The sequence below is a fragment of the Histophilus somni genome (assembly GCF_014202395.1).
Taxonomy (GTDB): domain Bacteria; phylum Pseudomonadota; class Gammaproteobacteria; order Enterobacterales; family Pasteurellaceae; genus Histophilus; species Histophilus somni.
The window spans coordinates 257663-273909 of the sequence record NZ_JACHGQ010000001.1; the positions used below are offsets into that span (position 1 = coordinate 257663).

The 16247-nt window shown below is 36.8% G+C and carries 12 protein-coding genes; 9 read left to right on the forward strand and 3 right to left on the reverse strand.

What is annotated here, in order from left to right; all coding sequences use genetic code 11:
- The first annotated feature begins 24 nt into the window (after positions 1–24).
- From parE to HNR69_RS01125, 3 genes are all read left to right on the forward strand, one after another.
- Positions 25–1920 (forward strand): DNA topoisomerase IV subunit B, encoded by a 1896-nt coding sequence (parE, locus tag HNR69_RS01115; RefSeq protein ID WP_075293814.1) that lies wholly within the window; start codon positions 25–27, stop codon positions 1918–1920.
- Positions 1921–2018: 98 nt separating this feature from the next.
- Positions 2019–4265, forward strand: coding sequence for a DNA topoisomerase IV subunit A (gene parC, locus HNR69_RS01120; protein ID WP_075293813.1), 2247 nt, complete (start codon positions 2019–2021; stop codon positions 4263–4265).
- Between the two features lie 119 nt (positions 4266–4384).
- Positions 4385–4648 (forward strand): GrxA family glutaredoxin, encoded by a 264-nt coding sequence (locus HNR69_RS01125; RefSeq protein WP_011608754.1) that lies wholly within the window; start codon positions 4385–4387, stop codon positions 4646–4648.
- A 107-nt stretch (positions 4649–4755) separates the two neighbouring features.
- Here the strand turns inward: HNR69_RS01125 and HNR69_RS01130 are convergent, their stop codons facing one another.
- Positions 4756–5829, reverse strand: coding sequence for a TIGR01620 family protein (locus HNR69_RS01130; RefSeq protein WP_075293812.1), 1074 nt, complete (start codon positions 5827–5829; stop codon positions 4756–4758).
- A 9-nt stretch (positions 5830–5838) separates the two neighbouring features.
- Entirely contained in the window at positions 5839–7248 is a 1410-nt protein-coding gene (locus tag HNR69_RS01135; protein WP_075293811.1) for a YcjX family GTP-binding protein, read from the reverse strand.
- 66 nt (positions 7249–7314) lie between these two features.
- On the opposite strand from HNR69_RS01135, the gene HNR69_RS01140 reads away from it, so the two are divergent.
- The 6 genes from HNR69_RS01140 to HNR69_RS01165 all read left to right on the forward strand — a co-directional run bounded on the left by HNR69_RS01140 (position 7315) and on the right by HNR69_RS01165 (position 14198).
- Complete coding sequence (locus tag HNR69_RS01140) at positions 7315–9003, forward strand: ABC transporter substrate-binding protein (RefSeq protein WP_136122226.1); 1689 nt, start codon at positions 7315–7317, stop codon at positions 9001–9003.
- 27 nt (positions 9004–9030) lie between these two features.
- Positions 9031–9996, forward strand: coding sequence for an ABC transporter permease (locus HNR69_RS01145; RefSeq protein ID WP_075293809.1), 966 nt, complete (start codon positions 9031–9033; stop codon positions 9994–9996).
- Entirely contained in the window at positions 9986–10873 is an 888-nt protein-coding gene (locus tag HNR69_RS01150; RefSeq protein ID WP_012341747.1) for an ABC transporter permease subunit, read from the forward strand. The genes HNR69_RS01145 and HNR69_RS01150 overlap by 11 nt, the downstream gene beginning before the upstream one ends.
- An 11-nt stretch (positions 10874–10884) precedes the next feature.
- The gene (locus HNR69_RS01155; protein ID WP_012341746.1) at positions 10885–11931 is read left to right on the forward strand and encodes a peptide ABC transporter ATP-binding protein; all 1047 of its coding nucleotides are present in this window, start codon (positions 10885–10887) and stop codon (positions 11929–11931) included.
- 15 nt (positions 11932–11946) lie between these two features.
- The gene (locus tag HNR69_RS01160) at positions 11947–12741 is read left to right on the forward strand and encodes a peptide ABC transporter ATP-binding protein (protein WP_011608747.1); all 795 of its coding nucleotides are present in this window, start codon (positions 11947–11949) and stop codon (positions 12739–12741) included.
- Positions 12742–13028: 287 nt separating this feature from the next.
- Entirely contained in the window at positions 13029–14198 is a 1170-nt protein-coding gene (locus HNR69_RS01165; protein ID WP_075293808.1) for a YadA-like family protein, read from the forward strand.
- Positions 14199–14289: 91 nt separating this feature from the next.
- Here the strand turns inward: HNR69_RS01165 and HNR69_RS01170 are convergent, their stop codons facing one another.
- Positions 14290–16233 carry an ABC transporter ATP-binding protein gene (locus tag HNR69_RS01170; RefSeq protein ID WP_075293807.1) on the reverse strand — a complete coding sequence of 648 codons (1944 nt, stop codon included), beginning with the start codon at positions 16231–16233 and terminating at the stop codon, positions 14290–14292.
- Between the last annotated feature and the right edge of the window lie 14 nt (positions 16234–16247).

The following is a 16247-nucleotide window of genomic DNA, read 5'->3' on the forward strand; positions in this document are numbered from 1 at the left end:
CCAAATTTTTACTGATCACATGGCATTATGACAAATTATTCAGCACAAGAAATAACCGTTTTAAAAGATCTTGAACCCGTTCAACTTCGCCCCGGTATGTACACGGATACGTCTCGCCCTAATCATTTAGGGCAAGAAGTTATTGATAATAGTGTTGATGAAGCACTTGCAGGGCACGCAACCAAAATTGAAGTTATTTTGTATAAAGACCAATCTCTAGAGGTGATTGATAATGGGCGTGGAATGCCTGTCGATATTCACCCGACAGAAAAAGTATCCGGTGTTGAAGTTATTTTAACTAAACTTCACGCTGGCGGAAAATTTTCCAATAAGCACTATGAATTTGCAGGTGGTTTGCATGGTGTGGGTATTTCTGTAGTAAATGCCTTATCTGAGCGTGTAGATATTCAGGTAAAACGTAACGGTGAAATCTATAAAATTGCCTTCGAAAACGGCGTTAAGGTAGAAGAATTAGAGATTATCGGCACTTGCGGAAAGCGTACAACCGGGACCTCCGTTCACTTCAAACCTAATCCGAAATATTTTGATAGTGCTAATTTTTCAGTCAGTCGCTTACGTCATTTATTGCGTGCTAAAGCAGTTTTATGTTCAGGATTAGAAATTAAATTTATCGATAAAATCAATAACACTGAGGATACTTGGTTATACCAAGACGGTTTATCTGATTATTTAATGGAAAATGTTAATGGTTATAACCTCTTGCCACAAACCCCTTTTGTCGGTGATTTTACGACGAATAAAGAAGCGGCAAGTTGGGCATTATTATGGTTACCTGAGGGAGGCGAATTACTTAACGAAAGCTATGTCAACCTTATTCCAACCATTCAGGGAGGTACTCATGTCAATGGCTTACGTCAAGGTTTGCTTGATGCTATGCGTGAATTTTGTGAGTTTCGTAACCTATTACCCAAAAATGTCAAATTAACCGCTGACGATATTTGGGATCGCTGTGCTTATGTGTTATCAGTAAAAATGCACGATGCACAATTTGCAGGTCAAACCAAAGAACGACTTTCCTCTCGTCAAAGTGCGGTCTTTGTTGGCGGCGTTGTAAAAGATAGTTTCAGTTTATGGCTAAATCAAAATATTCAAGATGCCGAAGAACTTGCAAAAATGGTGATAAGTTCAGCGGAAAGACGTTTACGTGCAGCAAAAAAAGTTGTGCGTAAAAAATTAGTCAGTGGTCCTGCTTTACCCGGAAAATTAGCGGATTGTAGTGAACAAGATTTAAGTAAAACGGAGCTTTTTTTAGTAGAAGGAGATTCTGCCGGTGGCTCAGCCAAACAAGCTCGCAACCGTGAACATCAAGCAATTCTCCCATTACGGGGAAAAATTTTAAACACATGGGAAGTTTCACCGGATCAAGTTTTACGTTCACAAGAAGTTCATGATATTGCTATTGCATTAGGAATTGATCCTGACAACGAAGATTTATCTCAATTACGCTATGGTAAAGTTTGTATATTAGCCGATGCCGACTCTGACGGATTACATATCGCCACATTACTTTGTGCTTTATTTTTACGTCATTTTCCAAAATTAGTGCAAAATGGCCATGTTTATGTCGCAATGCCGCCACTTTATCGTATAGATTTAGGTAATGAAGTTTTTTATGCTCTTGATGAAAACGAAAAAGAGAGCATTTTGGCACGCTTAAAAAATAAGAGAGGCAAACTCAATGTTCAGCGTTTCAAAGGGCTAGGTGAAATGAATCCTAATCAGCTACGTGAAACTACAATGGATCCAAACACTCGCCGTTTGGTGCAATTAACCTACGAACCCCACGAAGAAGATCTATCCACGTTAGAATTGATGGATATGTTATTAGCTAAAAAACGTTCCGAAGATCGGAAAATTTGGTTACAAAATAACGGTGATCAAGTAGATTTAACTGCTTGACTTAGTTTATAAAATACGTTCAAAAGTGCGGTCATTTTTCAAATTTTTTCACTCTCAATACCGCACTTTTTTATCATTAAAATATAAAAGATAACATTATGAAAACTGAGATGAATTACGAAGGCATTGAACAAATGCCACTCCGCCAGTTTACGGAAAAAGCCTATTTAAATTACTCCATGTATGTCATCATGGATCGAGCCTTACCTTTTATTGGCGATGGGCTAAAACCTGTTCAACGCCGTATTATTTATGCAATGTCTGAGTTGGGACTCAATGCGAGTGCAAAATATAAAAAATCTGCACGTACTGTTGGTGATGTGTTGGGGAAATTCCACCCGCATGGCGATAGTGCTTGTTATGAAGCAATGGTACTGATGGCACAACCTTTCTCTTATCGTTATCCTCTCGTGGACGGTCAAGGCAACTGGGGGGCACCTGATGATCCTAAGTCCTTTGCCGCCATGCGTTATACTGAATCTCGCTTATCAAAAATTTCGGAAATTTTATTATCTGAATTAGGACAAGGCACAGTCAATTATCAAGCCAACTTTGATGGCACATTAGAAGAACCGCAATATTTACCTGCACGCTTACCTCATATTTTACTCAACGGCACAACAGGAATCGCTGTAGGTATGGCAACGGATATTCCACCGCACAATCTTAATGAAGTTGCCGATGCCACAATTATGCTATTAGATAATCCTAATGCAGATTTAGATCAATTGATGACCGCACTACAAGGTCCTGATTTTCCAACTGAAGCGGAAATTATTTCACCGAAAGAAGAAATTCGTAAAATTTACGAACAGGGACGTGGCTCAATTAAAATGCGTGCGGTATGGAAAAAAGAAAATGGCGAAATAATTATTACCGCACTTCCTCATCAATCTTCTCCGTCAAAAATTGTGGCACAAATTGCCGAGCAGATGCAGAATAAAAAACTGCCAATGGTAGAAGATATTCGTGATGAAGCGGATCATGAAAATCCAATTAGATTGGTCATCGTTCCTCGATCAAATCGAGTAGATACAGATGCACTTATGGCTCATTTATTTGCCACAACTGATTTAGAAAAAAGTTATCGTGTTAACATGAACATGATTGGCTTGGACAATAAACCCGCGGTAAAAAATCTTGTTCAAATTCTAACGGAATGGCTAACCTTCCGTCGTCAAACGGTGACTCGTCGCTTACAATACCGTTTAGATAAAGTGTTAGCTCGTTTACATATTTTAGACGGCCTACTCATCGCTTTTTTAAATATTGATGAGATTATTGAAATTATCCGTAATGAGGATAAACCCAAAGAAATATTAATCGCACGCTTTAATTTAACAGATGAACAAGCAGAAGCGATTTTAAATTTACGCTTACGCCATTTAGCCAAATTAGAAGAACAAGAATTGCAAGCTGAAAAAAATAATTTAGCAAAAGAACGGAACAGTTTAGAGCAAATATTAAACTCTGAAATTCGCTTAAATAATTTAATTAAAAAAGAAATTCAGCAAGATGCGAAAACTTTCGCAAGCCCTCGCCTATCGCCTTTAGTAGAACGTGCTGAGGCAAAAGCAATTTCTGAAACAGATATGACACCGAGCGAACCGATTACAATTATCTTATCGGAAATGGGTTGGGTACGTTGTGCAAAGGGACATGATATTAATGCACGGGCTTTGAGCTACAAGACCGGTGATAACTATTTGACCCATGCCTGCGGTAAAAGCAATCAGCCGGTGGTCTTTATTGATAGCACAGGACGTAGCTACACTTTAGATCCGCTTTCCTTACCTTCTGCCCGATCACAGGGAGAACCGCTTACAGGAAAATTGACCTTACCTAGCGGTGCTACTATTGAACATTTACTGATAGAAAACGAAAATCAATCTTTGCTTATGGCATCTGATGCAGGATATGGATTTATTTGTAAATTTGAAGATTTGGTATCTCGCAATAAGGCAGGAAAAGCGGTTATTTCCCTACCGGAAAATGCCAACGTACTACCTCCATTAGTTTTGCAAAATTCTACCGCACTTTTGGTCGCTTTAACTTCCATGAATAGAATGCTGGTTTTTCCTGTTGCCGACTTACCTGAATTATCCAAAGGTAAAGGCAACAAAATCATTCATATTCCCGCTGCAAATGCTAAAGAGCGGTCAGAATTATTGGTCAAATTATTCTTGATCAGCGAAAAAACCAGTCTTGTCTTTCATGCTGGAAAACGAAAAGTCACCTTAAAACCGGAGGATATACAAAAATTTCGTGCGGAGCGAGGTCGCAAAGGATCGCCTCTACCGAGAGGATTACATAACGGTGTGACTATTGAACTTATTGATAGTTAGGAATAATTTCTGATATTGATAGAAATAGGCTTTTTTCGTTGTAACAATGCTAAAAATCTTGTACCAAATGAGTTAGAATATCGCTACTTTTTTATTAACAAAACAAAAGGAAAATAAATATGTACGTTGTTATTTTTGGTCGTTCAGGTTGCCCGTATTGTGTTCGTGCAAAAAACTTAGCGGAAAAATTAAAAAATACCCTTGAAGACTTCGATTATCGTTATATTGATATTGTTGCTGAAGGTATTAGTAAAGCGGATCTATCATTGTCTGTCGGTAAACCGGTAGAAACTGTGCCGCAAATTTTCATTGATGAAAAACCTATTGGCGGTTGCACAGATTTCGAAGCATTGATGAAAGCACAATTTAATGTTGTCGCTTAAGAGTAAAAATTGGTCATTTTAATCTGCACTCTAACAGTTTAACAGACTTATTAAAGTGCAGATTTTTATGTATATAATCTTTGCTTTTTGAAGCTAATAAATTATTTCTACCGCACTTTCTCTTTCACTTTATTGGCACTAAATAAAGTCGTCTTTAATGTTCCCAATAATTCTGTTTGGATATAACTTAAACGCAATTTCTCCTCTGGAGCAACGGCTATAGGGCGACAAAATTCCATCGCTTTAATACCTAAGCGTGCAGTAAGTATGCCCACGCCAATCCCTTGAGCAACTCGTGCGGATAATTTTGCTGTTATATCTTGAGATAACCATTCTAAACCGAGATCTTGAATGACGTCTGCCGCACCGGCAAATGCCATATTAACAAAAACCATACGTAACAAACGGAGACGACTAACATAGCCCAACTCAATACCATAAAGTTTTGCTAATTGATTAATCAAACGAATATTACGCCAAGCGATAAAGAACATGTCCACAATGGCTAAAGGGCTAACTGCCACAATCAATGCACTTTCAACGGCATTTTTGCTAATAAGTTTCTTCGCTACCCGATCAAAAGGTATTAGTACATTTTGACTAAATAAACGCAGAATTTCTTGTTCAGTGTAAGCTTCATGAACTTGTTCTTGCCAAGCAATGAGTTGTGGCGATTTATCATCAATTCCCATAAGCGAGGCAATTTTTAAACACAACTCTTTGCCCTCAGAAGAAACCTCAGTTAAATTAACCGCACTTTTTGAGCGAATTTCTCGGCTTTTTTCTTGTAATATCAAACGCTTTTTTAGTTGAACTAAACGTCGCCATTCTTTTATTATTGTTCCAAGCCCTAACAAAACCAAAAATAAACTGACCATAGCAAAAACAAAAGCAATCCATTGATTATCCCGCCAACTATCAACCAACCATTGCACCGATTGAGCCAAAATGCCACAGCTAAACAAACAGATCGTAGCCATGAGCAATTTTTGCCACATTGTCACTTTTGGTCTAACCATATGCTGAAAAGGAATATCTGTATTTTGCCGATCCATTGTTGTTTCAAATTGAGAGCAGTCCATTTCTATATCTAATTCGTCTTGCTCAAATTCTTGTTTAGGCTCAAAATTTTCTGTGATTTTTTGCTCAACATCTTCTTGTTGAAAAACCTTTTTTGGCATATTTATATCCTAATCTAACTTGTCTGCTAATAAAAATTGTAAGACAGCATCCATACGTAAATGGGCGATTGGCTCACCATTTTCCACTGTAAGAGGTTCGAATTGATCAAACGCAAAATGATACTTCTGCCAAAAGTCTGCATGAGGCAATTTACTCGGTACACTTCCGGGATATACAACAATTTTTTTCTTATCTATTGATCTAATTCCTTGTAATGCTTTGATCTTTTGTCCATTTTGCGTTACTTGTACTTGTTGAGTAGAACGAATGGCGGAAATTGCAGTATATTCAGTATCTATTCCTTCATATTCTACGTAACGCCCTCCCTCTTGTACTAATTGACGCATTAAACTCACTAAATTCGGAAATTGCTCCAATGTAATGTGATCCGCTTTGGTCGCAATAAACATTAATTTATCAATTTTTGGCGAAAACAAACGATTGAATAAAGTTCGCTTGCCATAATGGAAATTTTTGAATAGTTGCTGTAAAGCATTTTGCATATCCTGAAACGCTTGGCGACCATAATTAAGTGGTGTTAAGCAATCCGCTAAAATCACCTGACGATCAAAAGTAGAAAAATATTCTTGATAAAAACCTTTCACTATTTTTTGTTGATAATGATGATAACGCTTGCTCAACATCGCAAAATAACTGTCAGATTTAGACCGCTCTTTTAGTCTTTTCCACTCTTGCTCAGTTAAATGAACCAGAGGAAAAAATTGTAATACCGGAGCACCTTTTAATTCACCGGGTAGCACAAAGCGTCCTGGTTGTGTTAAATGAAATCCCTGTTTTTTACAAGCAAATAAGAATTCAGTATAGTCTTGGGCAAGTTGTGCCAATATCTCTTCATTTGCCGGCTCACTTAAATCTAAAGTGCGGATCTTATTCAGCCAGTTTTGTGCTAATTCTTGTCGTTGCTCAATAAATAGCTCTTGTTGCTGTAAAGACCATTGTTGAAAATCCAAATCCAGTAAGGGCAGATCCAGTAACCATTCACCCGGATAATCAAAAATTTCTACATATAATGTGCCTTTTTCTTTTAAATGTCGCATTAAGCCATCTTTACGTATATAACGAATGGCTAAACGTGTTTCACTGACACTCTCCGTTGATTTAAACCAACTTGCAGGCTCACGCTTCAACGCTTTCATATTTTGTTCATAGTCAAAACGAGGAACACTGAGATCTCGTTGTTCAACACGTTTTACACCAAGAAGACGGTTATTTTGTGCAGGTAAAAATAGCGGAAGATGTTTATTGTCAATGGAATTAATATGTAATAGCTGATTAATAAAACTTGTAATAAAAGCAGTTTTACCGCTACGACTCAGCCCTGTAACGGCAATACGTAAAGTGCGGTCCATTCCACGATTAATGAGTTCATCAAGTTCTTTATGGATAAAATTAAACATTTTTATTTCTATATTGCGTTAATATGCCTTACAATTCCCATATAATTTATCATAATTAATTAAGTTATGTTGGCAAAAAAGATTTTTATATTATGTACACTCTTCTATGGGCTACTCTTTAGTTTGCCCTCTTTTAGTGCCCCAAAAATACCCAAAATACTCACTAACAACGGTTTGATTTATTGTACCAATGCAAGCAGTTTTTCCTTTAATCCTCAAACTGCAGATGCCGGAACCAGTATGAATATAGTCACGGAGCAAATTTACAATAAATTATTTGAAATTAAAAATCATAGTGCAACTCTTGAACCAGTTTTGGCAAAATCCTATAGTATCTCACCTGATGGGAAAATTATTACAATTAATTTACGCAAAGGCGTTAAATTTCATCATACAGACTGGTTTACACCAAGCCGTGATTTTAATGCGGAAGATGTGGTTTTTTCATTAAATCGCATACTCGGTCAAAATATAGCACTACCGGAATTAGATCAAAACACTCTTCACTATAAAAATCCACAATATAAGGTCTATCACGAACAACGTAAAAAAGTGCATTTTCCTTATTTTGACAGCATTAAATTAAATGAAAAAATTCAGGAAGTGAAAGCAATCAATCCTTACCAAGTTCAAATTATCTTGTTTAAACCCGATGCTTCCGTGCTTTCCCACCTAGCCAGCCAATACGCCATTATTTTTTCTCAAGAATACGCATTGCAACTCAATGCGGACGACAATTTAGTGCAATTAGATAATTTACCTGTCGGCACAGGTCCTTATCAGGTTAAAGATTACTTTCGTAATCAATATGTTCGTCTTGTTCATAACCCTAATTATTGGCAAAAAAATGTAAACCTGGAAAACGTGATCATTGATCTTTCCACTAATCGCTCAGGCAGATTAATTAAATTCTTCAATAATGAATGCCATATCGCCTCTTATCCAGAACTGAGCCAATTAGGGTTATTGCGTCACAATGATGAAAAATATTATATAAAATCAATTGAAGGCATGAATTTATCTTATATCGCATTTAACTTTCAAAAAACACTTATGCAAGATCTGGAGATTCGTCGCCATATTGCTCATGCAATTAACCGCCAACGTATTATTAACCTGATTTATCATAATACAGCAAGTGTTGCGAACAATATTATTCCATCAATATCTTGGGGGGCAGTTGTAAATACAACTGATTTTGCCTATGACTATAATGTCAAAAAAGCAAAGGAATACTTTGCAGGAAAAAATATAAATCTAGATATGTGGGTTATTAATGAAGAACAAGTGTATAACCCTTCGCCAATAAAAATGGCTGAATTAATTAAAGCAGATTTAATTAAGGTTGGGGTGAATGTAAATATACGTAACGTTACCCGCACTTATTTAATGAAACAGCTTCAAGAACAAACTGAGGATTACGATATTATCTTAACTGGCTGGTTAGCAGGAAATCTAGACCCTGATAGTTTTATGCGTCCCATTTTAAGTTGCGGTACACAAAACGAAATAACTAATTTTTCAAATTGGTGCCATGCACCTTTTGAACACGCCTTAGATCAAGCATTAGCCGCATCGAACTTACGTGAACGTGCAAAATATTATAATATCGCACAAGAAATTATTTTATCCGAAATCCCTATTCTTCCTATTGCTAACGTAAAACGTGTTCTGTTAGCAAATGCAAAAGTACAGGGAATTGAATTAACGCCGTTTGGCAATATTAATTTTTCAAAACTGTCATTTAAAAAATAATAGAAATTATAAACAGGTAATAAAACAATGCTATTTTCCTTTTTTCGTCACTGCATTTTAGTTATCAGCACGCTGTTTATTTTATCTCTCATCAGTTACAGCATCCTGCTCAAAGATCCATTAAATCAAGTGCTAGCAACACCGCACTTTTTTTCAGGGTATTTTTTCTATCTACAAAATTTACTACAAGGGGATTTTGGTATTACTTACCACGGCGGAGAATCACTAAAAGAATTGATTTTTGCTGTACTTCCTCCTACATTAGAGCTATGTGTTAGTGCAATGCTGTTAGCATTAATTTTCGGTATTCCTCTTGGATTACTCAGTGCATTATATGCAGATAATTTGTGTGGCAAAGCTATTCGTTCTTTCTATATCACAGGTATTGCTATCCCCGTTTTTTGGTTAGCACCAATCTTGTTGTACTTTTCAGCTATTCAAAATTGGGAAATTTCAGCAATTGGACAGTATAATTTATTGTATGAGATAAAGCCCATTACAGGCTTTCCTATTATTGATGTTTGGTTTACGGATCAGCCTTATCGTATTAAAATGATTCAAAATGTTTTGCAACATCTTGTGTTGCCCACATTAGTTCTCGCAATTCTACCAACTATGGATATTATTAGAATCGTTCAGCAACGAGCTGATTTTTTATTCACCCAAAGTTATGTCAAAATTGCAGAAACAAGAGGGTGGTCAAAAAGAAAAATTCTACAAATCTACATTTTACGTAACACAATACCTATCATGATCCCGCAAATGAGTCGTTTATTTACTCTTGTTATGGCTCAATGTATGCTGATTGAAAGCACGTTCGGTTGGTTCGGTATAGGTCATTGGTTAATAGATGCAGTTAGACAACAAGATTATAATAGCATTTCAATAGGCATTATTGTTGTTGGATTTTGTATTATTGCAGTGAATTTATTTACTGAATTCTTATCCTTTATTTTGGACCCATTTAATAAGAAGAACTGGTATGCTAGATAAAGAACCTGAAGAATTTCGCGAAACACAAGGATTAAAACATATTTGGAAATTTTTCTACCAAGATAAATTGGCATTAACTGGCTTTTATCTTTTTTTATTACTCATTATTACCGCACTTTTCAGTCAATTTATCGCACCTTATAGTGATACAGCACAGTTTATTGGTTTTGAGTTACTACCTCCCTCTTGGGCTGATAACGGAAAAATTGCCTATTTTTTCGGAACTGATGATATTGGACGAGATATTTTTAGTCGTTTGATTCGAGGTACAACTTACACTTTTGGTGCCGCCCTCATTGTTGTATTATTCACATCTATTTTGGGTGGAATTCTTGGTATTTGGGCAGGATTATCACAAGGGTTAAAAGCAAGAGTCTTAGGACATTTTTTTGATATTTTCTTATCAATCCCTATTTTACTCATCGCTATTATTATCGCTACATTAATGCAACCAAGCTTAATCAATGCAATGCTTGCCATCACGCTTGCATTACTTCCCTATTTTATTCATGAAATTTACCAAGCCGTACAACAAGAACTGAAAAAAGAATACATTTTGATGCTACGACTTGATGGTGCAAGTAATTGGCAACTTGTAAAAGAAACCATTTTACCTAATATTATTATTCGTTATATTCATGAAACCAGCAGAGCATTTATCATTGCCATTATTGATATTAGTGCATTAAGTTTTATTTCGTTGGGTGCACAACGACCAACGCCAGAATGGGGAACAATGATAAAAGATTATATAGAATTAATTTATCTTGCCCCTTGGGCAACAATCTTACCCGGTGTTGCTATTATCATCACCATTGTTATCGTTCTCATTTTGACTAATGGGCTTTGTAAAGCCATAGAAAAATATTATGGATAAGGACAACCGACATGGCTTTACTTGATATTCGTAATCTTTGTATTGAAATAGAAACACCAAAAGGACGAGTCAAAATTATTGATAATGTTAATTTAACCTTAAATGAAGGTGAAATCTGTGGTTTAGTCGGTGAATCGGGTTCCGGAAAAAGCCTGATTGCTAAAGTTATTTGTAATGCAATTAAGGATTCTTGGATTATTACAGCCGATCGTTTTCGTTTTGACGATGTAGAACTACTAAAACTAAATCCCAAAAAAAGACGTAAACTGGTAGGTAAAGAAATCTCCATGATTTACCAAGAGCCTTTAGCATCTTTAGATCCCAGCCGAAAAATTGGACAACAACTTATTCAGAGCATTCCCTCTTGGACATTTAAAGGGCGATGGTGGCAATGGTTCGGTTGGAAAAAACGTCGTGCTATTGAATTATTACATCGTGTAGGTGTGAAAGATCATAAAGATATTATGCAAAGTTACCCACATGAAGTAACTGAAGGTGAAGGACAAAAAATTATGATTGCCCTTGCAATTGCAAACCAACCTCGATTATTAATCGCTGATGAACCTACAAATTCTCTTGAGTCAATGACAAAAGTACAAATATTTCGTTTACTTGCCAGTATGAATCAAAATCAGGGAACAAGTATTCTGCTGGTAAGTAATGATATAAATAGTATTAGTGCATGGTGTGATAGTTTTTCAGTTCTTTATTGCGGACAAAACGCTGAATCAGGATCTAAAGAAAACATTTTAGAAAATCCTCACCATCCCTATACAAGAGCATTATTACATTCTATTCCTGATTTTAAACAGCCCTTAGTACATAAAAGTCGTTTGAGTACGCTAAAAGGTGCTGTTCCATTATTAGAAGGAATGCCTATCGGTTGCCGTTTAGGTCCACGTTGTCCTTTTGCACAAAAAGAATGTATTCGAAAACCAAGTGCACAACGGATTAAACAACATGAATTTTTCTGCCATTTCCCTATTAATTTAAAAGAAAGTCAACGTAGAGAAAAAGAAATGGAAACTGGCCCATTAGTCGTAAACACAACAAAATAAGAACAGGAAGTAAAAATGAACTTACTGGAAGTTTCAGGTTTATCAAAATTTTTTAATGATAATATTGGTATCTTCAGCACAAGCCAATTTAAAGCTGTAGAAAATATTAGTTTCGTTTTGGCACGAAAAAAAACATTGGCTATTATCGGTAAAAATGGCTCCGGAAAATCAACTGTTGCCAAAATGATCGTTGGTATTATAAAACCCACATCTGGCGAACTTCTATTTAAAGGAAATCCCTTAGAGTACGGAGATTATCAATATCGTTCACAACATATTCGCATGGTCTTTCAAGACCCCTATTCTGCCTTTAATCCTCGTTTAAATGTAGGACAAATTTTAGATGCACCTCTACGCCTGACAACCAACCTAAACGAAAATGAACGTAATCTTAAAATAGCTGAAACATTACGTTTAGTGGGACTTTATCCCGAACATGCCAATGTAAAAATTAATACTATGTCCATCGGTCAAAAACAACGTGTTGCTATTGCACGTGCACTTATTCTTGGACCGGAAATTATTATTACCGATGATGCTCTCGGCTCACTTGATGCGACAGTCAAAACTCAATTAATAAATTTGATGTTAGACATTCAAGAGAAACTCAGCATCTCTTATATTTATGTAGGTCAACATTTAGGCATCATCAAACACATAGCCGATCATGTATTAGTGATGGACGAAGGACAAATGATCGAATATGGCGATACAAAAACAATCTTTACCCAACCACAAAGCGATATAACCAAACGCCTCGTTGAAAGTCATTTTGGACAAGTACTAGATGAAAATGCGTGGAGCGTTTAAATCACTTACGCAAGTTCATTTCTTCTTTCTACTGCATTCCATAACACAAAAACAAATGAATATTTTTTCCGTGTTCGACAAATGTTTTTCCGTTTCAATTTTGTTAAAAAAGTAAACATTTTGTAAAAAAATATATTGACAGTACCCCCCCCCCGCTTAAAATTTCGCCCGCTCCGGTAGGACTACCTACCTCTTTTTAATTATTGTCATAAATAACCGCACCATAATGCGGTTATGTTTTTTGTGATTTTTCTATATTAATTTTTTATATTAAGGATTTCTTTCAAGTGAAAAAATGTTATTTCTCTTTATCTTTAGGTGCGGTGCTTGTTTTAGCTGCTAATTTAGCTGTAGCTCAAAATAGTTCTCTGGATATTATAAAGTATGAAAAAGAGGGTATTTATATTGGGAAAAGTATTACAGAAGTTCCTAAAAACATACCAAACGCTAAAGCCGTTGCCGTTGGAGATAGAACTAAAGTCGGTGAATCCGCTGTTGCAGTAGGTTATGAAGCAGACGCTCAAAAAGAAGGGGCAACAGCAGTAGGGCGTGGTACTAAAGCTCAATCGTATGCCGTGGCAATGGGGCATAAAGCAGAAGCAGGTGTACAAGCGATTTCTATAGGTAAAGATGCTAAAGGGACAGGAACACTTTCAGTAGCATTAGGTGATGAAGCAAAAGCAACTCATAACCACACTTTAGCATTTGGTCGTAGGGCATCAGCTTCGGGAGATTCTAGCCACGCATTTGGTTATGGTGCTACGGCAACAGGTACTTATAGTAATGCATTTGGGGTAAATGCTAAAGCAAGTGCGGTACGCTCTCAAGCTATTGGTACTGATTCGTTAGCATCTGGCGAAGGTTCAATAAGCTTTGGTAGTGGTGTACATACAACAGGAAAAAATTCATTCTCAGTTGGTCGTCAAATTACGAATAATAGTAAAAATACTGTTGCTATAGGCTACAACATTCAACATACAAAAGATAATTCTGTATTTCTAGGCGATAGTTCCGCTTACACCGCACCGAGCGAGACTTCAGGCGGTATCGGCAAAGTCGACGGCAATTACGCTGGCGTTGAGGCGAAAGGCGTCGTTTCCGTAGGCAGCAAAGGCAATGAACGTCGTATTCAAAATGTTGCAGCAGGTTTATTGTCTCATCATTCAACCGATGCGGTAAACGGTAGCCAATTACACGCAACCAACCAACGTGTTGAAGAGGTCAACAAAGACGCTAAAGCCGGTATCGCCGCCGCGATGGCTTTCAAAGAAGTCCCTTTCGTCCCGGGAAAATGGTCTTATGCCGCCGGTGCCGCTCATTATAGCAGCGAAAGTGCGGTCTCTTTAAACCTCGGTAGAACTTCCGCAAACGGAAAATATTCCATATCCGGCGGCATTTCTTCTGATAGTCGAGGGCGAGTAGGTTTCCGTGTCGGCATCAGCGGTGTGTTTAACTAATTCATCATATAAAACTAAACCGGCGATAGCAGTGTTGTTATCGCTGGGATATAATCGATAAAGCAACCGCACTTCAGTGCGGTTTATCTTATTAAGCGTTAATCTTAGCTAAATTCTTTTTTTCTTCCAATTCTTCCCAACGCAAAAAAGCCCTCTCTAAATCTTGCTCCATATCTGCTAAGGTCTGTAATTTTGTTGAAGTATATTCATGCGGTTGCTGAAAGAAGTTCACATCACTAATTTCCATTTGAAGTGCGGTGATTTTTTCCTCCAATTCTTCTAATAACTGCGGTAATTGCTCTAATTCCAACCGCTCTTTATAGGATAATTTAACTTGGCGAGTTTTGTATTCTGCTTTCTCAACGACTGAATTTACGCCTCTTTTCTCTTCTTCATGTTTTTTCTGCTTAACTTGTTCCTCTGCTTTACAAGCAAAATAATTAGCTTGCTGTTGTTTTGCATCAAAAAAACCGCCCACATATTTATTCAGAACGCCATTTCCCTCAAACATATAACATTCAGTTGCTGTATTATCAATAAATTGACGATCATGACTGACAATTAAAAGTGTTCCTTGATAATCCGCCAATAATTCTTCCAACAATTCCAATGTTTCCACGTCTAAATCATTTGTCGGTTCATCAAGAATTAATAAATTATTGGGTTTGAGTAATAATTTTGCTAACAACAGGCGATTACGCTCTCCGCCGGAAAGTGCTTTTACAGGTGTCATAGCACGTTTAGGCGGAAATAAGAAATCTTGCAAATAACCTAAAACATGGCGTTTAATACCATTCACTTCAATATCTTGTTTGCCATCAGCGACATTATCCATAACCGATTTTTCCGGATCGAGATCGGCACGATACTGATCAAAATAAGCAATTTCTAATTTTGTACCGCAACGAATTATTCCGGACGTTGGTTTAATTTCTCCCAACAACAACTTGATAAACGTTGTCTTACCACACCCGTTTACACCGACTAAAGCAATTTTATCTCCACGCAAAATGGTCGTTGTGAAATCTTTTAACAAGGTTTTCCCTGCTACCTCATAACAAACATTTTCTAATTCAAACACGATCTTTCCTGAGCGACTTGAATTATCTAATTGTAGTTTAGCTTTGCCCAGTACCTCTCTCCGTTGCCGACGTTCTTCACGCAATGCTTTTAACGCTCTTACACGACCTTCATTTCTAGTTCGGCGAGCTTTAATTCCTTGTCTAATCCAAACTTCTTCTTGTGCTAATTTTTTGTCAAAGAGTTCATTTTTTAGTGCTTCAACCCGTAAATTTTCCTCTTTGGCTGTTAAATACAAATCATAATTGCCCGGATAAGAAACTAATTTACCTCGATCTAAATCCACAATACGTGTCGCCATTTTTCGAATAAAAGAGCGGTCATGAGAAATAAAAATAATACTGCCACTAAAGGTCAATAAAAATTCTTCGAGCCATTCAATTGCGTCAACATCTAAATGGTTAGTCGGCTCATCAAGTAATAAAACATGTGGATTACAAACTAACGCTTTGGCAAGGGCAACTTTGCGTAGCCACCCCCCTGACAGCTCATTTAATAAAGTATCTGGATTCAAATCTAATTTAGTTAGAATTTCTTTAATTTTTGTTTCAAATTGCCAACCGCCGGTATGTTCCAGTTCAGCTTGAATATGTGCTAATTGATTAAGCAATGTTTCACTGTATTCTTTTTCTAATCGTAGAGAAATACGATGATAATCTTTTAATAAATCAGCTAAATGTCCAATACCTTCCGCTACATAATCAAATACATTGCCTTCTGCATAGTTTGGCGGATCTTGAGGTAACCGAGACACAATCAAATCTCGTTCAAATTGCAAGTGTCCATCATCCATCATGACGTCTTGTGCCAATATTTTCATTAATGTCGATTTTCCTGCTCCATTACGACCGACTAAACAAACTCGTTCACCCGCCTCAATATGTAATTCTGCACAATCTAATAACGGCTGATCACCAAAAGAAAGATAGCCATTGGTTAAACTCACTAATGCCACAATAATTCCTTAAT

Bases quoted from the DNA above. Each gene is read 5' to 3' on its own strand.
- parC (WP_075293813.1), top strand. From the start codon at position 2,019: ATGAAAACTGAGATGAATTACGAAGGCATTGAACAAATGCCACTCCGC.
- HNR69_RS01125 (WP_011608754.1), top strand. From the start codon at position 4,385: ATGTACGTTGTTATTTTTGGTCGTTCAGGTTGCCCGTATTGTGTTCGT.
- HNR69_RS01130 (WP_075293812.1), bottom strand. From the start codon at position 5,829: ATGCCAAAAAAGGTTTTTCAACAAGAAGATGTTGAGCAAAAAATCACA.
- HNR69_RS01135 (WP_075293811.1), bottom strand. From the start codon at position 7,248: ATGTTTAATTTTATCCATAAAGAACTTGATGAACTCATTAATCGTGGA.
- HNR69_RS01140 (WP_136122226.1), top strand. From the start codon at position 7,315: ATGTTGGCAAAAAAGATTTTTATATTATGTACACTCTTCTATGGGCTA.
- HNR69_RS01145 (WP_075293809.1), top strand. From the start codon at position 9,031: ATGCTATTTTCCTTTTTTCGTCACTGCATTTTAGTTATCAGCACGCTG.
- HNR69_RS01150 (WP_012341747.1), top strand. From the start codon at position 9,986: ATGCTAGATAAAGAACCTGAAGAATTTCGCGAAACACAAGGATTAAAA.
- HNR69_RS01155 (WP_012341746.1), top strand. From the start codon at position 10,885: ATGGCTTTACTTGATATTCGTAATCTTTGTATTGAAATAGAAACACCA.
- HNR69_RS01160 (WP_011608747.1), top strand. From the start codon at position 11,947: ATGAACTTACTGGAAGTTTCAGGTTTATCAAAATTTTTTAATGATAAT.